The organism is Shewanella chilikensis (assembly GCF_002836945.1).
Classification (GTDB): domain Bacteria; phylum Pseudomonadota; class Gammaproteobacteria; order Enterobacterales; family Shewanellaceae; genus Shewanella; species Shewanella chilikensis.
The window spans coordinates 50187-65885 of record NZ_NIJM01000007.1; the positions used below are offsets into that span (position 1 = coordinate 50187).

General features: G+C 50.0%; 15 protein-coding genes. 6 read left to right on the forward strand and 9 right to left on the reverse strand.

Annotated features, from left to right (window positions below; genetic code table 11):
* Positions 1-22: 22 nt before the first annotated feature.
* Both CX651_RS03955 and CX651_RS03960 read right to left on the reverse strand, forming a co-directional pair.
* On the reverse strand, positions 23-1783 hold the full coding sequence (locus tag CX651_RS03955; RefSeq protein WP_101053728.1) for an aryl-sulfate sulfotransferase: 1761 nt from the start codon (positions 1781-1783) through the stop codon (positions 23-25).
* A gap of 15 nt (positions 1784-1798) precedes the next feature.
* Positions 1799-2539: a nucleoside-specific channel-forming Tsx family protein gene (locus CX651_RS03960; protein ID WP_101053732.1), complete on the reverse strand. Its 741-nt coding sequence runs from the start codon at positions 2537-2539 to the stop codon at positions 1799-1801.
* 231 nt (positions 2540-2770) lie between these two features.
* On the opposite strand from CX651_RS03960, the gene CX651_RS03965 reads away from it, so the two are divergent.
* From CX651_RS03965 to CX651_RS03980, 4 genes are all read left to right on the forward strand, one after another.
* Positions 2771-3481, forward strand: coding sequence for a TetR/AcrR family transcriptional regulator (locus tag CX651_RS03965; protein ID WP_101053735.1), 711 nt, complete (start codon positions 2771-2773; stop codon positions 3479-3481).
* A 232-nt stretch (positions 3482-3713) separates the two neighbouring features.
* Positions 3714-5051: a Na+/H+ antiporter NhaC family protein gene (locus CX651_RS03970; RefSeq protein ID WP_101053737.1), complete on the forward strand. Its 1338-nt coding sequence runs from the start codon at positions 3714-3716 to the stop codon at positions 5049-5051.
* A 99-nt stretch (positions 5052-5150) separates the two neighbouring features.
* On the forward strand, positions 5151-5825 hold the full coding sequence (locus CX651_RS03975) for a hypothetical protein (protein WP_101053739.1): 675 nt from the start codon (positions 5151-5153) through the stop codon (positions 5823-5825).
* 59 nt (positions 5826-5884) lie between these two features.
* Positions 5885-6598 carry an RNA pseudouridine synthase gene (locus tag CX651_RS03980; RefSeq protein WP_101053867.1) on the forward strand — a complete coding sequence of 238 codons (714 nt, stop codon included), beginning with the start codon at positions 5885-5887 and terminating at the stop codon, positions 6596-6598.
* Between the two features lie 271 nt (positions 6599-6869).
* Here CX651_RS03980 and CX651_RS03985 read toward each other — a convergent pair whose 3' ends face one another.
* From CX651_RS03985 to CX651_RS03995, 3 genes are all read right to left on the reverse strand, one after another.
* A complete protein-coding gene (locus tag CX651_RS03985; protein ID WP_229839761.1) occupies positions 6870-8480 on the reverse strand; it encodes a hypothetical protein in 1611 nt (536 codons plus the stop codon).
* Positions 8481-8605: 125 nt separating this feature from the next.
* The gene (locus CX651_RS03990; protein ID WP_039033082.1) at positions 8606-9115 is read right to left on the reverse strand and encodes a hypothetical protein; all 510 of its coding nucleotides are present in this window, start codon (positions 9113-9115) and stop codon (positions 8606-8608) included.
* Positions 9108-9854 (reverse strand): winged helix-turn-helix domain-containing protein, encoded by a 747-nt coding sequence (locus tag CX651_RS03995; RefSeq protein ID WP_101053742.1) that lies wholly within the window; start codon positions 9852-9854, stop codon positions 9108-9110. Before CX651_RS03995 ends, CX651_RS03990 begins: the two co-directional genes overlap by 8 nt.
* 426 nt (positions 9855-10280) lie before the next feature.
* Between CX651_RS03995 and CX651_RS04000 the strand changes: the two genes are divergently transcribed.
* Entirely contained in the window at positions 10281-11102 is an 822-nt protein-coding gene (locus CX651_RS04000; RefSeq protein WP_101053745.1) for a cytochrome c3 family protein, read from the forward strand.
* A gap of 10 nt (positions 11103-11112) precedes the next feature.
* Positions 11113-11661 carry a hypothetical protein gene (locus CX651_RS04005; RefSeq protein ID WP_101053747.1) on the forward strand — a complete coding sequence of 183 codons (549 nt, stop codon included), beginning with the start codon at positions 11113-11115 and terminating at the stop codon, positions 11659-11661.
* A 6-nt stretch (positions 11662-11667) separates the two neighbouring features.
* Here the strand turns inward: CX651_RS04005 and CX651_RS04010 are convergent, their stop codons facing one another.
* The 4 genes from CX651_RS04010 to CX651_RS04025 all read right to left on the reverse strand — a co-directional run bounded on the left by CX651_RS04010 (position 11668) and on the right by CX651_RS04025 (position 15572).
* Positions 11668-12216 (reverse strand): hypothetical protein, encoded by a 549-nt coding sequence (locus CX651_RS04010; RefSeq protein WP_146225997.1) that lies wholly within the window; start codon positions 12214-12216, stop codon positions 11668-11670.
* 43 nt (positions 12217-12259) lie between these two features.
* Complete coding sequence (locus CX651_RS04015) at positions 12260-13048, reverse strand: winged helix-turn-helix domain-containing protein (protein ID WP_101053754.1); 789 nt, start codon at positions 13046-13048, stop codon at positions 12260-12262.
* A 110-nt stretch (positions 13049-13158) separates the two neighbouring features.
* Positions 13159-14613: a sodium:proton antiporter NhaD gene (gene nhaD / locus CX651_RS04020; protein WP_101053757.1), complete on the reverse strand. Its 1455-nt coding sequence runs from the start codon at positions 14611-14613 to the stop codon at positions 13159-13161.
* A gap of 221 nt (positions 14614-14834) precedes the next feature.
* Complete coding sequence (locus tag CX651_RS04025) at positions 14835-15572, reverse strand: DUF481 domain-containing protein (RefSeq protein ID WP_101053760.1); 738 nt, start codon at positions 15570-15572, stop codon at positions 14835-14837.
* Between the last annotated feature and the right edge of the window lie 127 nt (positions 15573-15699).

Sequence of the window (15699 nt, forward strand, 5' to 3'; positions counted from 1 at the left end):
CCGGCTGCCGCCACAACAATAATTAACGATTAAACATGCTTTCAGGGTGAACCACAGTAGAGCGATAGCCAGGCTCGTGTTTCATCAAAGTCTTAACCTTGATTTCAACCTTGACCTCATTGCTCTTGGGATCCACTTCGGTGATCCAATGTTCGGGAGCCTTATCCCCTTCCAGCAGTCCGGCAGAAGCCGAGGCCATAAACATGGTCTTGTGATCTGCTTGCCACTCTGTGATGGAGGTGATTGGGCTATACCACTCGTACCCCCGCTCTTTGCCGTACTCCCAGGTCTGCTGCACTGTCATCTTGCCCATGTCGACCTTGTACTCGACGCCACGGGAATACTTCATGGTCGGCAGCGCAGGTTGTTCCAGACCGCGGCCATCGCCGTTGTCAAACACTGTGACTGTGCCTCTATCCGGTACCGGCCAGGCGGTGTGCTGAGTCCAGGTCCAGTCAAAGTTGCCTTCGCAGCCCTTGGCGTCACACTTGAGTGCCCGACCTTTGGTATCAACGGGTTTCAGTACCTTGGCGGCAAGTTCTCCTTTCCAGCCTTCGGGGGTGCCGAGGATCCACTTGACCTTATTATCACGGCCAACCTTAATCACTGCAGACTGGTGGCGTGAGCTGACAATAATGCTGTCATCGGCCGGGTCATAACCTATGGAGTTGATATGCAGCCAGTTGCGGCCGGTTCCGACCCCGGCAACATCGCCGTAGGGTTCGCTGGCCAGCTCTTCGGCGGTCTTGGTTTCACCGGCCTTGGAGACATCCACGTTCAGGCAAACCGCCCCCATATCCAATGACTTGAGCACAGTGTCACGCATAGGGTCGAGTATCTTGTTGAAGTCCCAAACCTTAACAACATCACCGTTCTGATCCACTTCAATCACATGGTCGCGCACTGTGTCGACCTTGAGGCCATCCGGCGTGACATAATCACGCTTACCCACCCTCAGCAGCAGGTGACCATTGGGCATTTCGGTGATCTCATGAGAGAAACCGTTGAAGCCCCGCGGGAGTTCGCGCTTGAAGATAGGCTTGCCGATAAAGTCATACTTGGCGTAGTAAGGCACCTGGAACCCTTGATGCAATTCAAACATCAGCCCCTGACCAAAGATCAGCTTGCCATCACGGGTCTGCTTGAAGGACATGGAGCCGCCCGGACGGTCATAGATAACATCGCTGTTCAGATGCCAACGCACATCGCCGTTGGTATCTATGATGTTCTGGGTCGGGATCCAGTCCCAGTGGTCACGGATATTGGGTGGGATCACCTGACCATCAACCAGATAGAATCTGTCTTCAAAACCTTTGGCGACTTTGACCGGCTCATACTCATACTGGGTGCGGGCATTGCCGTCGATATGCAGGTGAGGCAGTGCGCTGGTGCGGATCTTGTATTCCTCGGTCACTGACTTACCGGCCAGTTTGTAGCTGACCTCAACCCGGTTCAGATAATCGGGATAGAGGCCAAATACCGGAATACCGCTGTGGGTGTTGAGTTGAGTCAATCCCACAGGGTACTGAATATCAATCCCTTTCTTTCCCTTACCTTTTACTGTGACCTTGACGTCACTGATGGACTTGCCACCGAGATCGATCACCGCCACCAAAGGGCTGAACTTGTAAGGATCCACATAGACATATCCCAACTGTCCCTGAGGTATGGCACTGGAACTGGTACCCGGCAGATCGCCGCCGGCAATCACCTGGGTTGAGAAACCCGTCAATGTCAGACTGGATGCCGCCAACATTAAATAACACAGTCTCTTCATTTTCATCTTGTCACCTTCCAATTAGAGTTGATATTGCAGGGAATAAAAAATAGCGTCGTGATATCCTTGTTTTCCTAAGTTATTTTCTGCATACCGATAACTCAGGATAAAACTCAGATTTTTGGTAAAAGACCAATTAACAGATAAAGCTCCATTAAAACCAAAATCCTTTCCATCACCAGATAACACCAAATAATCATCTTCGCGATTAAAAAAGTGCTCTTGCCACCAGGTTAATTTAAAGTCTTGCTTAAATAGATTTAGCTTATGGCTTGCCAGAAAATAAACATAGCCACCGTTGAAACCACCTTCAAAGTCGGCATCAAAGCTTTTATAAGTGGCATCGACAAAATGTCCGGCCAGAGCAACTTGTAGATAGGTGTCGCCATAACTCTTGTCCCAGCTCAGTCCCAACATGGTGTTGGTTTCGCCCCAACTGGGTTTACTCTTATCAAACACTTGGCCGTAGAGGTTCCAATCTGTTTCCCCTAAGTTAATCTGACCTATCACATTGATCTCTGTGCCGTAGTAAGCTCCATCGTCCGGATCTTCCCACTTTACATGGCCATAAATATCACCATACTCGTTGCCAACGGCACCTTTCAGAGTGATAAAAGGATTATTGTCTTTGGCCTCGCCAAAATAATCCGATGCTTTGGATTGCCAATCCATCATCCCGGCTTCGACCGCCAACATAGCCGCCTGACAGTTGCCACCAAGACAGACAGAAATAATTAATGGGCATAACAATTTATTGTTCATATTCAATCCTTCCTTCCCGACTCAAGTTAATTATTTACAGAAGCAGAAATGAATAGGTGAACTGAATCACATGAAAATGTGTATTTTATTTTTTTGTTAAAGGATTTAATAAGGATCATCAAAAAATAAAATTTTATTTTTTGATGAGCGGGATCACAAAGAGCCAATTAACACACAAAAACTTTTATTCTCCAACTTATAATAAACCAACACTTTCTTGAGTATTGTAAAATGGATAAGCCCGAGCATAACCGTATACGGGAAGCTATTTTGGATTTGGCAGAGTCTGTTATTGCCAAAGAAGGATTATTGTCACTAAAAGTATCAGACATCACCAAGGGATTGGGCATATCCACAACTCTGTTCTACAGCATCTTCAAGACCAAGGAAGATATTCTGGTAGCTCTCACCTGTCGCGCCTTTGACCAGGTACTTGGGCTTCGCTGGTGGCTCAATCTGGAGGATTACTCAGGATTGGAGAAATTTATCGCCTATATTCTCAATGAGATCCAATTTACCGAGACCTACTGCCTGCGCAGCTCCATCTCCACCATCTCCTGCAACAGGTTGATCTTCAACAAGGCCAGTGCCACTTATCTTCGTAACCTGAATCGACTGGCCATGGATTATTGGGAAACTCCGCTCCAACTTCTGGCTCAAGCAAAAGAACAGCAGGAGATCTTGGCCAGTGATGTGCAGATCCAGCAGTTTTGCCATCTGTTATGCACCTATCTGAGAGGCCGAGAGTTAGTGGGAAACACCTACGCCGGTAAAGAATACAGCCAGGATGTCAGGTTTGATAATGCTCGGCTGCTCACTCAACTACTTAAAGAGTTGTGCCCTGGCAAAAGGCTAAATCCCCAAACCCTTGCCAGGGCGCAGCAGTTGCGTCGCGAATTACCCCAGCACAGAGCTCAACGCCAACAGCAGCTGAACACTTGAGCTAAACCAAAGTTCTTCGGTAATAGCATCGCAACCGAGATTTAAGCCGCACAGTGCACAAAATCAACATAGAAGTAAAAACATCTAGACGTCTAAATTGACAGGCGACTGGCTATCCCCTATTCTTTCGCCTAATTTGTCAGGAGATGATGCCGTTAAGACAATGCAATTCAGCGAGTTTGGCTGCTGCGGAGGGAATCCCCGGCCGAACGTGATTTACAGAGAGTAGATTTTGACCCAGAACAACACTTCTCCAGCCGTTAAAGCTCCGGCCTCATTTGTGGCGCTGCTGCCACTATTTCTGTTTCTGGCGCTGTTTATCGGTGCCGGGGTCTATTTCCAAAGCCAAGGGGTAGATTTTGCCTTTTATCAGTTGCCAAGTCCGATAGCGATATTACCGGCAATTGTACTGGCCATTTTACTGTCCAAACAAAAGCTCAACCAGACCATGAATACCTTTATGGCGGGGATAGGCCACAACAACATCATCGCCATGTGCCTCATCTACCTGCTGGCAGGTGCTTTTGCCGCAGTGGCCAGTGCCACTGGCGGGGTTGATGCCACAGTTGCCCTGGGGCTTAAGCTGATCCCGGCTAATCTGTTGTTGCCCGGCTTTTTCATTATCGCCGCCTTTATCGCCACCGCCATGGGCACCTCCATGGGCACGATCGCCGCCGTGGCTCCTATCGCCCTTGGGGTTGCCGATCAGGCAGGGATTGAGCTGCCACTGATGGCCGGCTCTGTAATGTCCGGCGCCCTGTTTGGTGACAACCTGTCTATTATCTCGGATACCACTATTGCCGCCACCCGCACCCAGGGCTGCGAAATGAGAGACAAGTTCCGCGAAAACCTGATCTTTGCCATTCCGGCAGCCATTGTGACCCTGCTGCTGTTCGGTTTCCTCTCTTCCGGTCAAGCCGAACTGCCTCCGCAGGAGGTCGACTTTGTTAAGGTGTTGCCTTACTTGAGTATTCTGGTGCTGGCCGTCGCCGGGTTAAACGTATTTGTGGTACTGGCCATAGGTATTTTGCTGGCCGGAACCACGGGGTTTCTCACTCAGGACTATTCGTTGCTGACCTTCGGCCAAGACATCTATAAAGGCTTTGGCAATATGCAGGAGATCTTTATCCTCTCCATGCTGGTTGGTGGTTTGGCGGCCCTGATGCAGCAGCAAGGTGGTCTGAGTTTTGTCAGCCAACAGATTGAGAAACTGATTGCCCGTTTCTCCCGCGCCAAAGGCCAAGCCTCATGCCGCGCCGCCGAACTGGGTATGGCCGGAATTGTCGCCTTGACCAACTCCTGCGTGGCCAACAATACCGTCTCTATTGTGGTCAGTGGTGATATCGCCAAAGACCTGGCCGCCAAACATGGGGTGGCCCCCAAACGCGCCGCCAGTGTTCTGGATATTTTCGCCTGTATTATTCAAGGGCTTATTCCTTACGGTGCCCAGGCCTTGCTGATAGCTTCCCACTTCAAGATCTCGCCCCTGGAAGCGGTTGCCAATACCTGGTACTGCATGATCCTGGCCTTGGTCGCCGTGGTGATTGTGATACTGCGCCCCCGCAGTTAAACTAATAAATGCAAAAACCAAACCGGTCCCTGCGACCGGTTTTTTGTCGCTGCCGTTTGGCAAGCATTATTGAATACTGATGTTCAAACGAGCCACTGCATGCCCCCTTACGAGCAATATCACAAACAAGATCCGCAGCGCCTGGCATTTATGATGTCTCTGGTGGGCGTCAGTATAGCGGCACTGGGTATGGCCTCCTCCTTTTGGGCCGCTTATGACAGTGTGGGCAGCGCTATTTTCAGCATGCGTATGGACAGACTGGGTGATTACTTGAGCTCGCCGCTGGCCTATGTCTACAACATCTCGCTGCTGCTGGGCGGTGCCTGCTTCATCTTGGCCATGGGTGGCCTCTGGTGGCAAAAACACAGCGCGGCGGCCGGCTTGTTGTCAAGGTCTGGGATAGCGGTTGGCTTAGGGATAACAGCGCTTGGTGTGTTTCCCTACAATGAACTCTTTGCTCACCAGTTGGCGGCCATCTTCTTCATTACCAATACCTTGGTGATGTTTACTCTTTGCTGCTACTGCTTTGTTTCTCATCGAGCACTGTGTAACCTGCCGCTGTGCCTGTTTAGCCTTCTGGGAATAGTATCTGGTATTGGCCTATTATCTCAGCTGCAATGGCCATCAATGAATTATGCCTTTTGCCCGGCGCAAACCCTCTGCCTTTCGGTATGGTTTATGTGGCTGCACTCCATTGCCACTGTATTTGCCGGCCTCAGCCTATCAGCCACGGTTTATCGACTGTGGCACTGGTCGCAGCCGCTCAACGATTGATGACTGAAAAACCGTATAGGGATGACGCGACAGCGCCAAACTCATCTCAACAAGCCACAATCCGCCTCGCCCACTATCTGGCGCAATCCGGCCTATGTTCAAGGCGCGAAGCCGCCAGGCGCATCGAAGCCGGAGAGATTTTTCTGGGTGACAAACTCGCCAAACACACAGACAGAGTCACCCTCGCCGCCGGGCAGCGCCATTGCCTCGAAAAACTGTTTTACCAAGGTGAACCCATATCGCCCCCTGAGCCGCACTCGTACCTCCTATTCAATAAACCCGTCGGCATAGATTGCCGCCTACTCAAAGATGACCCGAGCAGTCTATTGCATCTACTGCCCCAGGATAAACGCCTGTATCCGGCCGGAAGACTGGATAAAGATTCCCGCGGTCTGCTGCTGCTCAGTAACGATGGCGAGCTGACCCATAAACTGATGCACCCGGATTTCTGTCACAGCAAGTGTTATCGGGTTACTGTGGAGCGGGCATTTACTGACGAGTTTATCCATGCCTTGAGAGCGCCTATGGATTACGGTCATGGCCAGGTGCGGGCATCACAAGTCACGCCAGTTTCAGCAAACAGTTTTGAAATTATTCTGACTCAGGGCAAGAAGCGGCAAATTCGCCGTATGTGTCGGCATTTGGGCTACAAAGTCACAGATCTCTGCCGTACCCGGATAATGGAGTTAACACTTGATAGGCTTGCTGAAGGGGAGTTTAGGGAGCTCAGCCGCGCACAAATCGCTGCGCTCAAAGACGCAGTACAACTTTGACTAAACAGCAGTATATCTTTTTACGACTCTAGATTATTGGCAAAACTAAGCGCCTGGTTAACTGTATCAGCTCAAAACAACAGTGTTTGTGGCAGCATACCCTCCCCAGACTCACTCCAACAAACCAGCACTCTCTGCCGAGTCGATAAAGCGCATTTATAGCAACCCATGGCACCACTTAGTTGAACGTGCCACAGGCGGCTTACTGGTCAGTCTGGGGTTAGCATTTTCCTCTGAGGGATCTTCCTTAGCAGCTTCACAACGAAGGCTGTCAGGGCTGACTGCCTTCGCCATTTTTAGGCTCGCTTGCCCGGGAGGTGACGGCTTTATCTTCCTTCTCACCGCCGGGTTGCAACTCGGACAGAAGATCGGCGGCCTGCGTCACGGCCGCCAGATTCGCCTGATGTTCTTCTTCCTCCACAGTCTTGGATTCGGCGCGCTCTTCTTTACTGCGCCTGGACTCGCCATTGGCCTTGACCTCGGAGTCATAGGGCAGATCCTCAATTCCCGGCAGTGAATCAGGAATATCACTGAGGCTGACATCCACTATCTGTGAGCGGTTCATGGTGATCTTGTATCTGGCATAACGCGGCGCCTGCTTGCCCTCTTTGAGTACGGCGACCAGATTTATCTGATAACGCCGCTCCACCGACTCGTTAGTGATCCTGCCATCAGTTTCGCTGTAAATTTTGGCCTTACCCCGCTCCAAATAACGGGCAAAGGGCACTAAGCTGAACACCACCTGCTCCTGCAATGTGTTGTAACCGGCAAGAAATTCGGTATCTGCCACCTTGGTCTGAATGCCATAGTGAAGAATCTCAGCGTCGACCTTATTTTGGCTATGGCGCCGCCTGAGGATCTCTTTGACATCATCAGGGAGATCCCGGCTACGCATAAATTCAAGCCAAACCAACTGTTTGGCAATAAATTTCTGGTTGGTAGTATCCCTCAATATCCGGCTCCAACGGGGGCGTCCCCGTTGGATATAACGCCACAACGCATTACGGACATCATCTTTAAAGATCTCGCGCGCGCCGTAAATCAGCGCCAACACCAACACCAACACCAGGGTCACGCCACTAAATATCCCCTGCGCCTTAATAATCAAGGCAGATACCACCAACATCACCAGGGCGGTAGCCAATCCTGTGGTCAGCTTTTTAAGCCCTGTATTCAGGGGCTTAATCTCCTCTTTGAGCACCACCCCTTGCTGGATAAGCCGCCTGAGCAACAACATCTTGTTGGCAATACGATTGGGATCTTGCAGGGTTTGCGCCGAGTTATAGAGTCGCTCTGCCCGATAGTTATTCTCGACCCGGCAGAGGGTGATCACCTTATCCGAAACATGGTTGAAATCACTGTTTCTGGGACCATGGGCCAACAGCTTCAACAACTGCTGTTCACAAAACCAGGATAAGTAGTTATCGGCATTCTCAAAATAGTGTTTCCATCTGGCATCAGCCGGTTCGTTACGGCGAAACTTCTTCAGCAAAATCGCCGTTTGTTCAGTCAACTCCTCCAGCAAGGGATAAAAGTTTTCCGGTTCGGATTGCCGTGAAATCTCCTTGGCATCATTCTCCATCGCCACAACAAACTGGTAGGCAAACAGATTAAGATAAAGACGAAACTCTTCGACGGTACGCTTCTTCTGGCTTACAAACCTGGATTGTACCAGAGGCAGATGCAGACCATCCGAGTAGTAAGAACGCCGTCCGAGAATGGCGCTGAAGTAGTATTCCTCTTCATTCAGACTCTGCGGCCCTATGCCCATCTCCTTAGGCAGGGAAAAGTAGAGATCCAGCTTGCGCTGCTCCCCGACACCCATCAGATGACTGAATTTGATGGATAGATTTTCTTCCTGCTTGATACGTAGTTTGGACACAATAATGGAACACTATCAATGAATTGATGAAAGAACCTGACTATAGCCCAAGCAACACGGGAATGGGATAGCGCACAGGCGTTAACTGAAAGGAAACGGTGAAATCGTCAGCAAAAATTCAGCCGTCAATGGATCAAGCGGCAGCCACATACTGTGTTACTCGGTTGGAACAACACAATAGCATAGTCTTTGGCTTCATCGGCATCGAGAATTTCCAGTGCCAAATGATGCAGACCTTCATTACTGAGGTTGAAGCTGGAAACATAGGAAAGGTATTGCATATGGGCGGGCCTTGCGCCCTTGCCGGAGAGTTCCTGTTTATCTGTGACCAGGATTTGATAACGCCCTGCCTCTTCCGAAGCCAGTTGCCCCTGCATCAAAATACTACCGGCAGGAGTGCCATCCATATTGAAGTAGCGATAGTTAACCAGGGCTCGCTTGCCTTTGGTCTGCAGATCCAGCAGCAGGTAGTGCTGCGCATCTTCACCTTCGTTCAACTGCCGGTCGTAGAGTTCGGAGCTGCAATTAAGCGCCAAAGCGGGCGCGGTTTGGCTGAAACGATAGATCACCAACAAACAGCCGAGCAAAAAGATCAGGATCAGCAGATTTATCACCCAAAGCCAACGTCTAGCCACAGAGATCAACCTCCTTAAGCCAAGGTACACTCACAAATTCCTTGACCTGACGTCCATCGCTTATTTTGAGATTGCGTACTACAGACTGTCCCAGATACTCGCCTCTCAGTGTGAGGTTAAGGACTTGTTTGTCATGGGAAAGAGACACATATAATTTACGCCAAGGGCTGCTCTTGCACTGAGCCAATGCCGAGGTCAGCACCTTGCCCTGTTCGGTCAGCAACTGATTGTTGGTACGGGAATTGGAGTAGAAAAACAGCTCCATTCTCTGACCAGATAGCAGTGTCAATTCCTGCTTGTTCAGTGGGATGGTGGGTACCACTCTGGGTAAACGATACAGATAGAAGACACTGAGACCAAGCATGAGTATCAGTACCAAGCCCACCAGCAGTTGCTTGGGACCGGCGTTTAACCTGGACTCCAGCACTCCTGGGGGTTTACGGGCCACAGATGAGCGCAGCAGGTACCCCTGCCCCTTGACCGTTTCAATCAAAGACTCATATTCTGGCCCCAAAAAGGCACGCAACATACAGACAGCACGGGCTACAGACGAATCACTCAAAGGGGGATGATTGTCATCACCGGCGCGCAACTCAATACGGGAGACCAAACGTCCCTGATTAGCAAGCAGGAGTTTCAGCACCTGCAGCTCCGCCCGAGGAAGATGCCAACTGTCTCCCCTGCCTTTGTGTTGTAACTCACCGCTGGCTTCATCAAACCAGCAGTCGCCTATCTGCATCATCTTCCTCCTGTTTTATATGAACATGAGTGTATGCAAGAAATCTAATCACTACTGTGATCCTCATAACCCTGACACAGGAAAAAGTTTAAAAAGTGATCCTCCTCAGACAAGGAGGCAAGCAAGAGGGAAGCAAGTAGCGTTTTGTGAACCAGTTCCCATGGTTGAAGGCTTCGAAAACAGGCTTGAAGGTTGATAAACCAGCCGTTAATTAACATGAATAAAACAAATAAAGTGACCTTGCTCAACCACTAATCCCCAAAAAGGATTAAAAACATCAATGCTAATCACCTAAAGGAGTTCAAACCCCAGTCTTTGACAACTCAATATTCATGCGCGCTAAATCACAACCTTCATATCTTATCCCCCTAATCTGAATGCAACCGACCCGGTCGGGAAAAACAAAGACAACAAAGGGTGATAAATATGAGCATTAACAGACGTCAGGCCCTGGGCCAGATTATCGGAATTAGCGCCGCAGCAGCCGGAGCCAGCCTTACGGCCACTTGCGCCTTTGCTGCCACGGATGAGTCAGGAAACTACCGCCTGGAGCTGGGTGAAAAACTCAAATATGCTCCATTGGATCCTATGGAGACAGCCAAACTGGCTTATGAAACCGGCGGTGGCTGTATGCATCAGGTATTTCACGCCACTGTAACCATGCTGGCTCGGTCTGCCAGTGTCGATGCCGACAAGTTTGCCACTATTCCAACAGCGCTGGCCGGCTACGGTTTTGCCGGTGTTACCGGCCAAGGCACGCTTTGCGGTAACCTCAATGCGGTAGGTATGTTGGTTAATATTCTCGATGACATCAATGGCCAAAATGCCGCCGTCATAGGTTCCCTGTTCCGCTACTACGAGAATACCGAGCTGCCGCTGTCCAGCGATGAGTTCGTTGCCGGTATCGGCTCCACCGCCGAAAAGACTGCTCTGGTGGTCAAATCCTCGGTTGCCAACAGCGTACTGTGTCACTCCTCTATCAGTAACTGGTCCAAGGCCTCAGGCAAGACCTTCTCTGAAAAAGGTGAACGTTGCTATCGTTTGTCGGCCTCTATTGCCTATCACTTGGTGGAACTCTTGAACCGAGCCCACAAGGGTGAAGACTTGGGCGCCCTGCCTGAGAGTAAACCCAGCTCAGAAGCCCAGAGCTGTCAGAGCTGTCATGGCTCCACAAGTACCATGGGACCTGCCGCCAGTGTCAAGACAGACATGGAATGTACCACCTGTCATACCGGGCACTTTAACTGAGGATTATCCGATGAAAATCAGCTATCTGAGCCTGCTGCTCGGCTCGGCCCTGCTCTTGGGAGGCTGTGGCAGCGATGATGACAACAATAATGGTGGCGGAGAGATCACGCCACCGCCACCACCACCTCCGGTTGAGACCCCAAGCTTGGATATCGGCGAGGCCAGCAGTATTGAGTTGACCCTCAACAGCTTCGATCCCGACTCGGGAGAAGTTATCTTTGCCCTGCAAAACGCCGAAGGCAAGGCGCTCACCAATGCCGCTAAGTACCAAATCACCTACTTTGGTTATCCGGCAGAAGAGCAAGCTTCCACCAAGCCCAAGGCCTGGAAACGCTGGCATGTGACCTATGGTTACAGCTGCGATCCGGCAACCGAGTGCGCCGAGCCGCTGCAAGCTCTGGACAGTGCCGGCAGCTACAGCTTCAGTCCATCAGGGCTGGATTGGGATGCCAATGCTGCCACTGGCGCGGTTACCCGTTACAAGGTAGCCATAGAGGTGTTCGGGGCTGAGATCAGCAATGAAGTGACGCTCTATTCTCCCACTACAGACATAAACTAAACTTCACTAATCCCAAATGCCGCTGATCAATGAGAGCAACGGCATTTGGGACTCATCCTCTTCAAACTCAGTCATACGACAGGCCCAAAGGTGATTGCCTGGGCTCAGTTGAATAAGTGAATAGTCAGCCAAAATATCCATCTCAAGAACATGCAACCTGAGCTCCAATTTGCCCGACTGAGCCAAGGCATTATTGATAGTCTCCCGCATTGCCATCAAGTACGGAGGGAGTTCTTCTTCAACTAATAGCAGTTTATCCTGATAGGGCTCAAGACTCATCAGATAGCTTAGTGAACCAAGCTCAACCTCTTCTATAGTGCCGGCCAGCTCGATAGCCGCCCACGGCTCATTATCATAGCGATAACTGACCTTCAGTCTGGTCTGCCCATTTTCTGTGGTTATCCCAAGCCTAAGTTTCTCTCCTCCCCCCGGTTCTTCGGCTTTGCCGGGGCTAATTAAACTCGCTTCACAATTGAAGTTTGGGTTTAGATATTTGGAAATCAAGGTGTCGACAGCCAGGATACCTGCAATAAATAACAGCAGTAACAACAGCAATATCCAGCTCCGATTTTGGCGTAAGCGCCGCGGTAGAGGCGACTCAGTCACAGCGCAGTGCCTCCTTCAACCAAGTATGCTCGGGGGCACAATCATTCATCTGGGACATGGTCAGCTTGTAAGCTTTAAAGTACTCCCCTTGGTCACTTTCTCCCTTGAGCACCATACTCAATACCTTACTGTCATCACTGAGGGAAATAGAAATTGTATGCCAGCTATCGGGGCAAGGCGCCAGCCAGCCTTCAATGCTCTGAGTCAGTTCTTTCAATGCCGCCAATGCCTTGGGTTCGCCATAGAGACGCAAAAAGGTAGTACTGCCCGAAGGATGCACGAGTTTAATCACCTCATCCGGCGTTTCCAGATAGCGCAGCGGTCCGACTCTGGACGATAGAAAAAACAATACCAACCCACTCAGCAGTAACATCCAAAAAAAATGATACCAGGGTGCCTTTCCCTTTAAAAACAGAGAGATTGGTTTACTTTTTCGATTTTTGCTGTGCAACAAAAAACCTTGCCTGTCTATGGGCTCCAACAGGCGACAGTGCTCAGGTCCCAGGTATTGGCGGATACGGGCCACAGCTTGTTCCAATAAATGCTCTTGGTTGACGGGAATGCCCGCCTCCTGCAGCAATTGCATTCTGGAAACCACCTTGCCCTGATGGCTCAACAAAACACTCAACACACATTGTTCTATTTCAGACAAGACCCAAATCTTACCGGACCCAGTATGTTTGAGCGTGCCGGTATCGGCATCAAACCAACAGCAACCTATCTGCATGGCATTGCTCAGCAGCAAATGAATGGCGGCAGTATAAGGGAAAAAAACACCCATCCAGAGTGATCTGCATGGGTGTTTTTAGGCTTTTAAGAAAAGCGTGAACCGTCTCTCAGACTTTTCTCACGATTAAAACTTTGTTAATTAACAATATGATACATGCTTTTCTAGAATGTAGAACTGTTAAGCCAGAGATGTATCAGAATACTGGCGATATAACCCAGGGCGATAACAGGCGTCCACTTGAGATGAGCCCCAAAAGTATAAATGCCCCTAGCTTGCCCCATCAGAGCGACCCCGGCAGCACTGCCGATAGACAGCAAACTGCCCCCGACTCCGGCAGTCAGGGTTACCAGCAGCCATTGGCCAAGAGCCATATCCGGATTCATGGTCAATACGGCAAACATCACAGGAATGTTGTCTATGATAGAAGACAACACCCCGATGGCGATATTGGCATAAGTGGGATCCCACTGGGTGTACATGGCGTGAGACACCATATTCAGATAGCCCATAAAGCCCAAGCCGCCAACACAGAGCACCACGCCATAGAAGAACAGCAAAGTATCCCATTCGGCTCTGGCAATACGACTGAAGACATCGAAAGGCACAACGTTACCCAGTTGTTCCAAACGCTTTTCATCCTGCATCAGGCGCGCCTTCTCCTGCGCCCTTGCCAATGCTTTAGGGAAATTCTTCCTCAGGTAGAAGCCAAAGAACTGCAGCAGTCCAAGACCTGTCATCATGCCAAGCACAGGTGGCAGCCCCAACAATGAATGAGCACACACAGCCATAGTAATAGTAAACAGGAACAGCAGCACTATCCGCTTGGCGCCTGTCTTGGTATAAACTTTTTCAACCAAGGCATCGGATTTTTCCCTGGAAATAAACAGGCTCATAATCAGCGCCGGCACCAGGAAATTCACCAGTGATGGCAGGAACAGCTTAAAGAACTCGGAAAAGTGCACCATACCCTTTTGCCACACCATCAGAGTGGTGATATCCCCAAAGGGACTGAAGGCGCCACCGGCGTTGGCGGCCACCACTATGTTGATACAGGACAGGGTGATAAAATGGCGATTATCGGCGCCCATTTTCATCACCACGGCACACATCAATAATGCCGTGGTCAGGTTGTCGGCGATAGGTGATATAAAGAAGGCCAATAAGCCGGTAAGCCAGAATATCTGATACAAACTGAAGCCCTTGCCGACCATCCAACAACGTAAAGCATCAAACAACCTGCGCTCTTCCATCGCATTGATATAGGTCATGGCTACCAGTAAAAACAGCAACAGTTCGGCATATTCAAGCAAGTTATGCTTGAAAGCTGCCTCGGCCACTTCCGACATACCGTTTTGAGTATAGACATAACCTATCATGCCCCAGATGAGACCGGCGGCAACCAATACAGGTTTGGACTTCCTCAGGTGCAACTTCTCCTCTCCCATCACCAGCAAATAGGCGATGGCAAATAGGGTCAGTGCCAAATACCCCACGGTTGAGTCCGTCAGGTTCAGATTATTTACGGCTTCCGTGCTAGCCAGGACCGCAGGCGAAAACAGTCCGGACAAAATTCCTCCTAAGGCTGCGCAGCCCCCATGCAAACGCATCAACTTCATTTCAATGATCTCTCGGTAGGAAATTAACTAAAACCTAGCACAGAGACAAGAAAGCAAATCTTGATAAAACGCAAATTTCTGTAATTTAAGTGAGCAAGCCCAAGCCTTAAGCGGCAGATAACCGGAGAAAGATTGCCAAGGACTGGTAAAAAAACACCATAGATCACAAAAGCGCCCGTAGGCGCTTTTATCTGGTTCACACTTTTTTATCTCACGACTTTTTAGAAGGAGTACAGCAGTGTCATGTTGGTTTCAGTGTCAGTGCTCTTTTTATCGTCCAGCGGATCGCTGTTATAACGCACAATCACAGCAAACTTCATTGCCAGGGCGCCAATGATGTTGGCGGTCAGCGAAGTCTCGGAGCGGGCGTCTAGCTTGTCACCATAGTCGGCAATAAACATTTGACGGAATTTGGAGGTCTTGCTGATCTCCAGCTCATAGTTAATCACCCCGTGAGCCACCCAGCTGGCATCTGAGTTGTAACCCAAAATAGCCCGCTGCTCGCTGTCCAGGCGCTGATACTGGTAACCAGGACCTATCTCGGCATCCAGGAAGCTCTTGCTGCCCTGGAATACACGGTAGCCGTAACCGGCTGCGCTGTTAAATTTATAATCATAACCAGTAAAGGGATCGGCTTCGTAACTGGTGTTGGCAAACAGATAACTGCGCTCATCCAGACGGTAGTTGCCCTGAACGCCACCAAAATAACGCTTGGCAGTAACTTCTTCAGAATCTTCCTTATACAGACCTTCGAGCAGATACTGGTTTTCCCAGTTGCCCAGTTCATGTTTCATCGCCAGGCGGGCCTTCACCGAAGAGGTATCAGTGTTACCTGTGGTCAGGGTGGCCCCCAACTCCGCCTCACCGGCAAATGTTTTATCACCTTCGACAAAGTCGGCCCCTGCGTGAGCAAATGGTGCGACCAGCAGAATGGCTGCAGCGCTAAGCAGTTTTTTCATTCTTGTGCATCTCCGTTCAAAGCAATCCCTAAAAAAACGGGCGCCATCTTAACATCTACAGCGAAAAATACGAAACAGCTCGCATTTTTCAGCCGAAAAACCTGATTGCGTACACCATATTGATAAC

Coding starts and splice junctions, on each gene's coding strand:
- CX651_RS03955 (WP_101053728.1), bottom strand. CDS start 1,783: ATGAAAATGAAGAGACTGTGTTATTTAATGTTGGCGGCATCCAGTCTG.
- CX651_RS03960 (WP_101053732.1), bottom strand. CDS start 2,539: ATGAACAATAAATTGTTATGCCCATTAATTATTTCTGTCTGTCTTGGT.
- CX651_RS03965 (WP_101053735.1), top strand. CDS start 2,771: ATGGATAAGCCCGAGCATAACCGTATACGGGAAGCTATTTTGGATTTG.
- CX651_RS03975 (WP_101053739.1), top strand. CDS start 5,151: ATGCCCCCTTACGAGCAATATCACAAACAAGATCCGCAGCGCCTGGCA.
- CX651_RS03995 (WP_101053742.1), bottom strand. CDS start 9,854: ATGCAGATAGGCGACTGCTGGTTTGATGAAGCCAGCGGTGAGTTACAA.
- CX651_RS04000 (WP_101053745.1), top strand. CDS start 10,281: ATGAGCATTAACAGACGTCAGGCCCTGGGCCAGATTATCGGAATTAGC.
- CX651_RS04005 (WP_101053747.1), top strand. CDS start 11,113: ATGAAAATCAGCTATCTGAGCCTGCTGCTCGGCTCGGCCCTGCTCTTG.
- CX651_RS04015 (WP_101053754.1), bottom strand. CDS start 13,048: ATGGGTGTTTTTTTCCCTTATACTGCCGCCATTCATTTGCTGCTGAGC.
- nhaD (WP_101053757.1), bottom strand. CDS start 14,613: ATGAAGTTGATGCGTTTGCATGGGGGCTGCGCAGCCTTAGGAGGAATT.
- CX651_RS04025 (WP_101053760.1), bottom strand. CDS start 15,572: ATGAAAAAACTGCTTAGCGCTGCAGCCATTCTGCTGGTCGCACCATTT.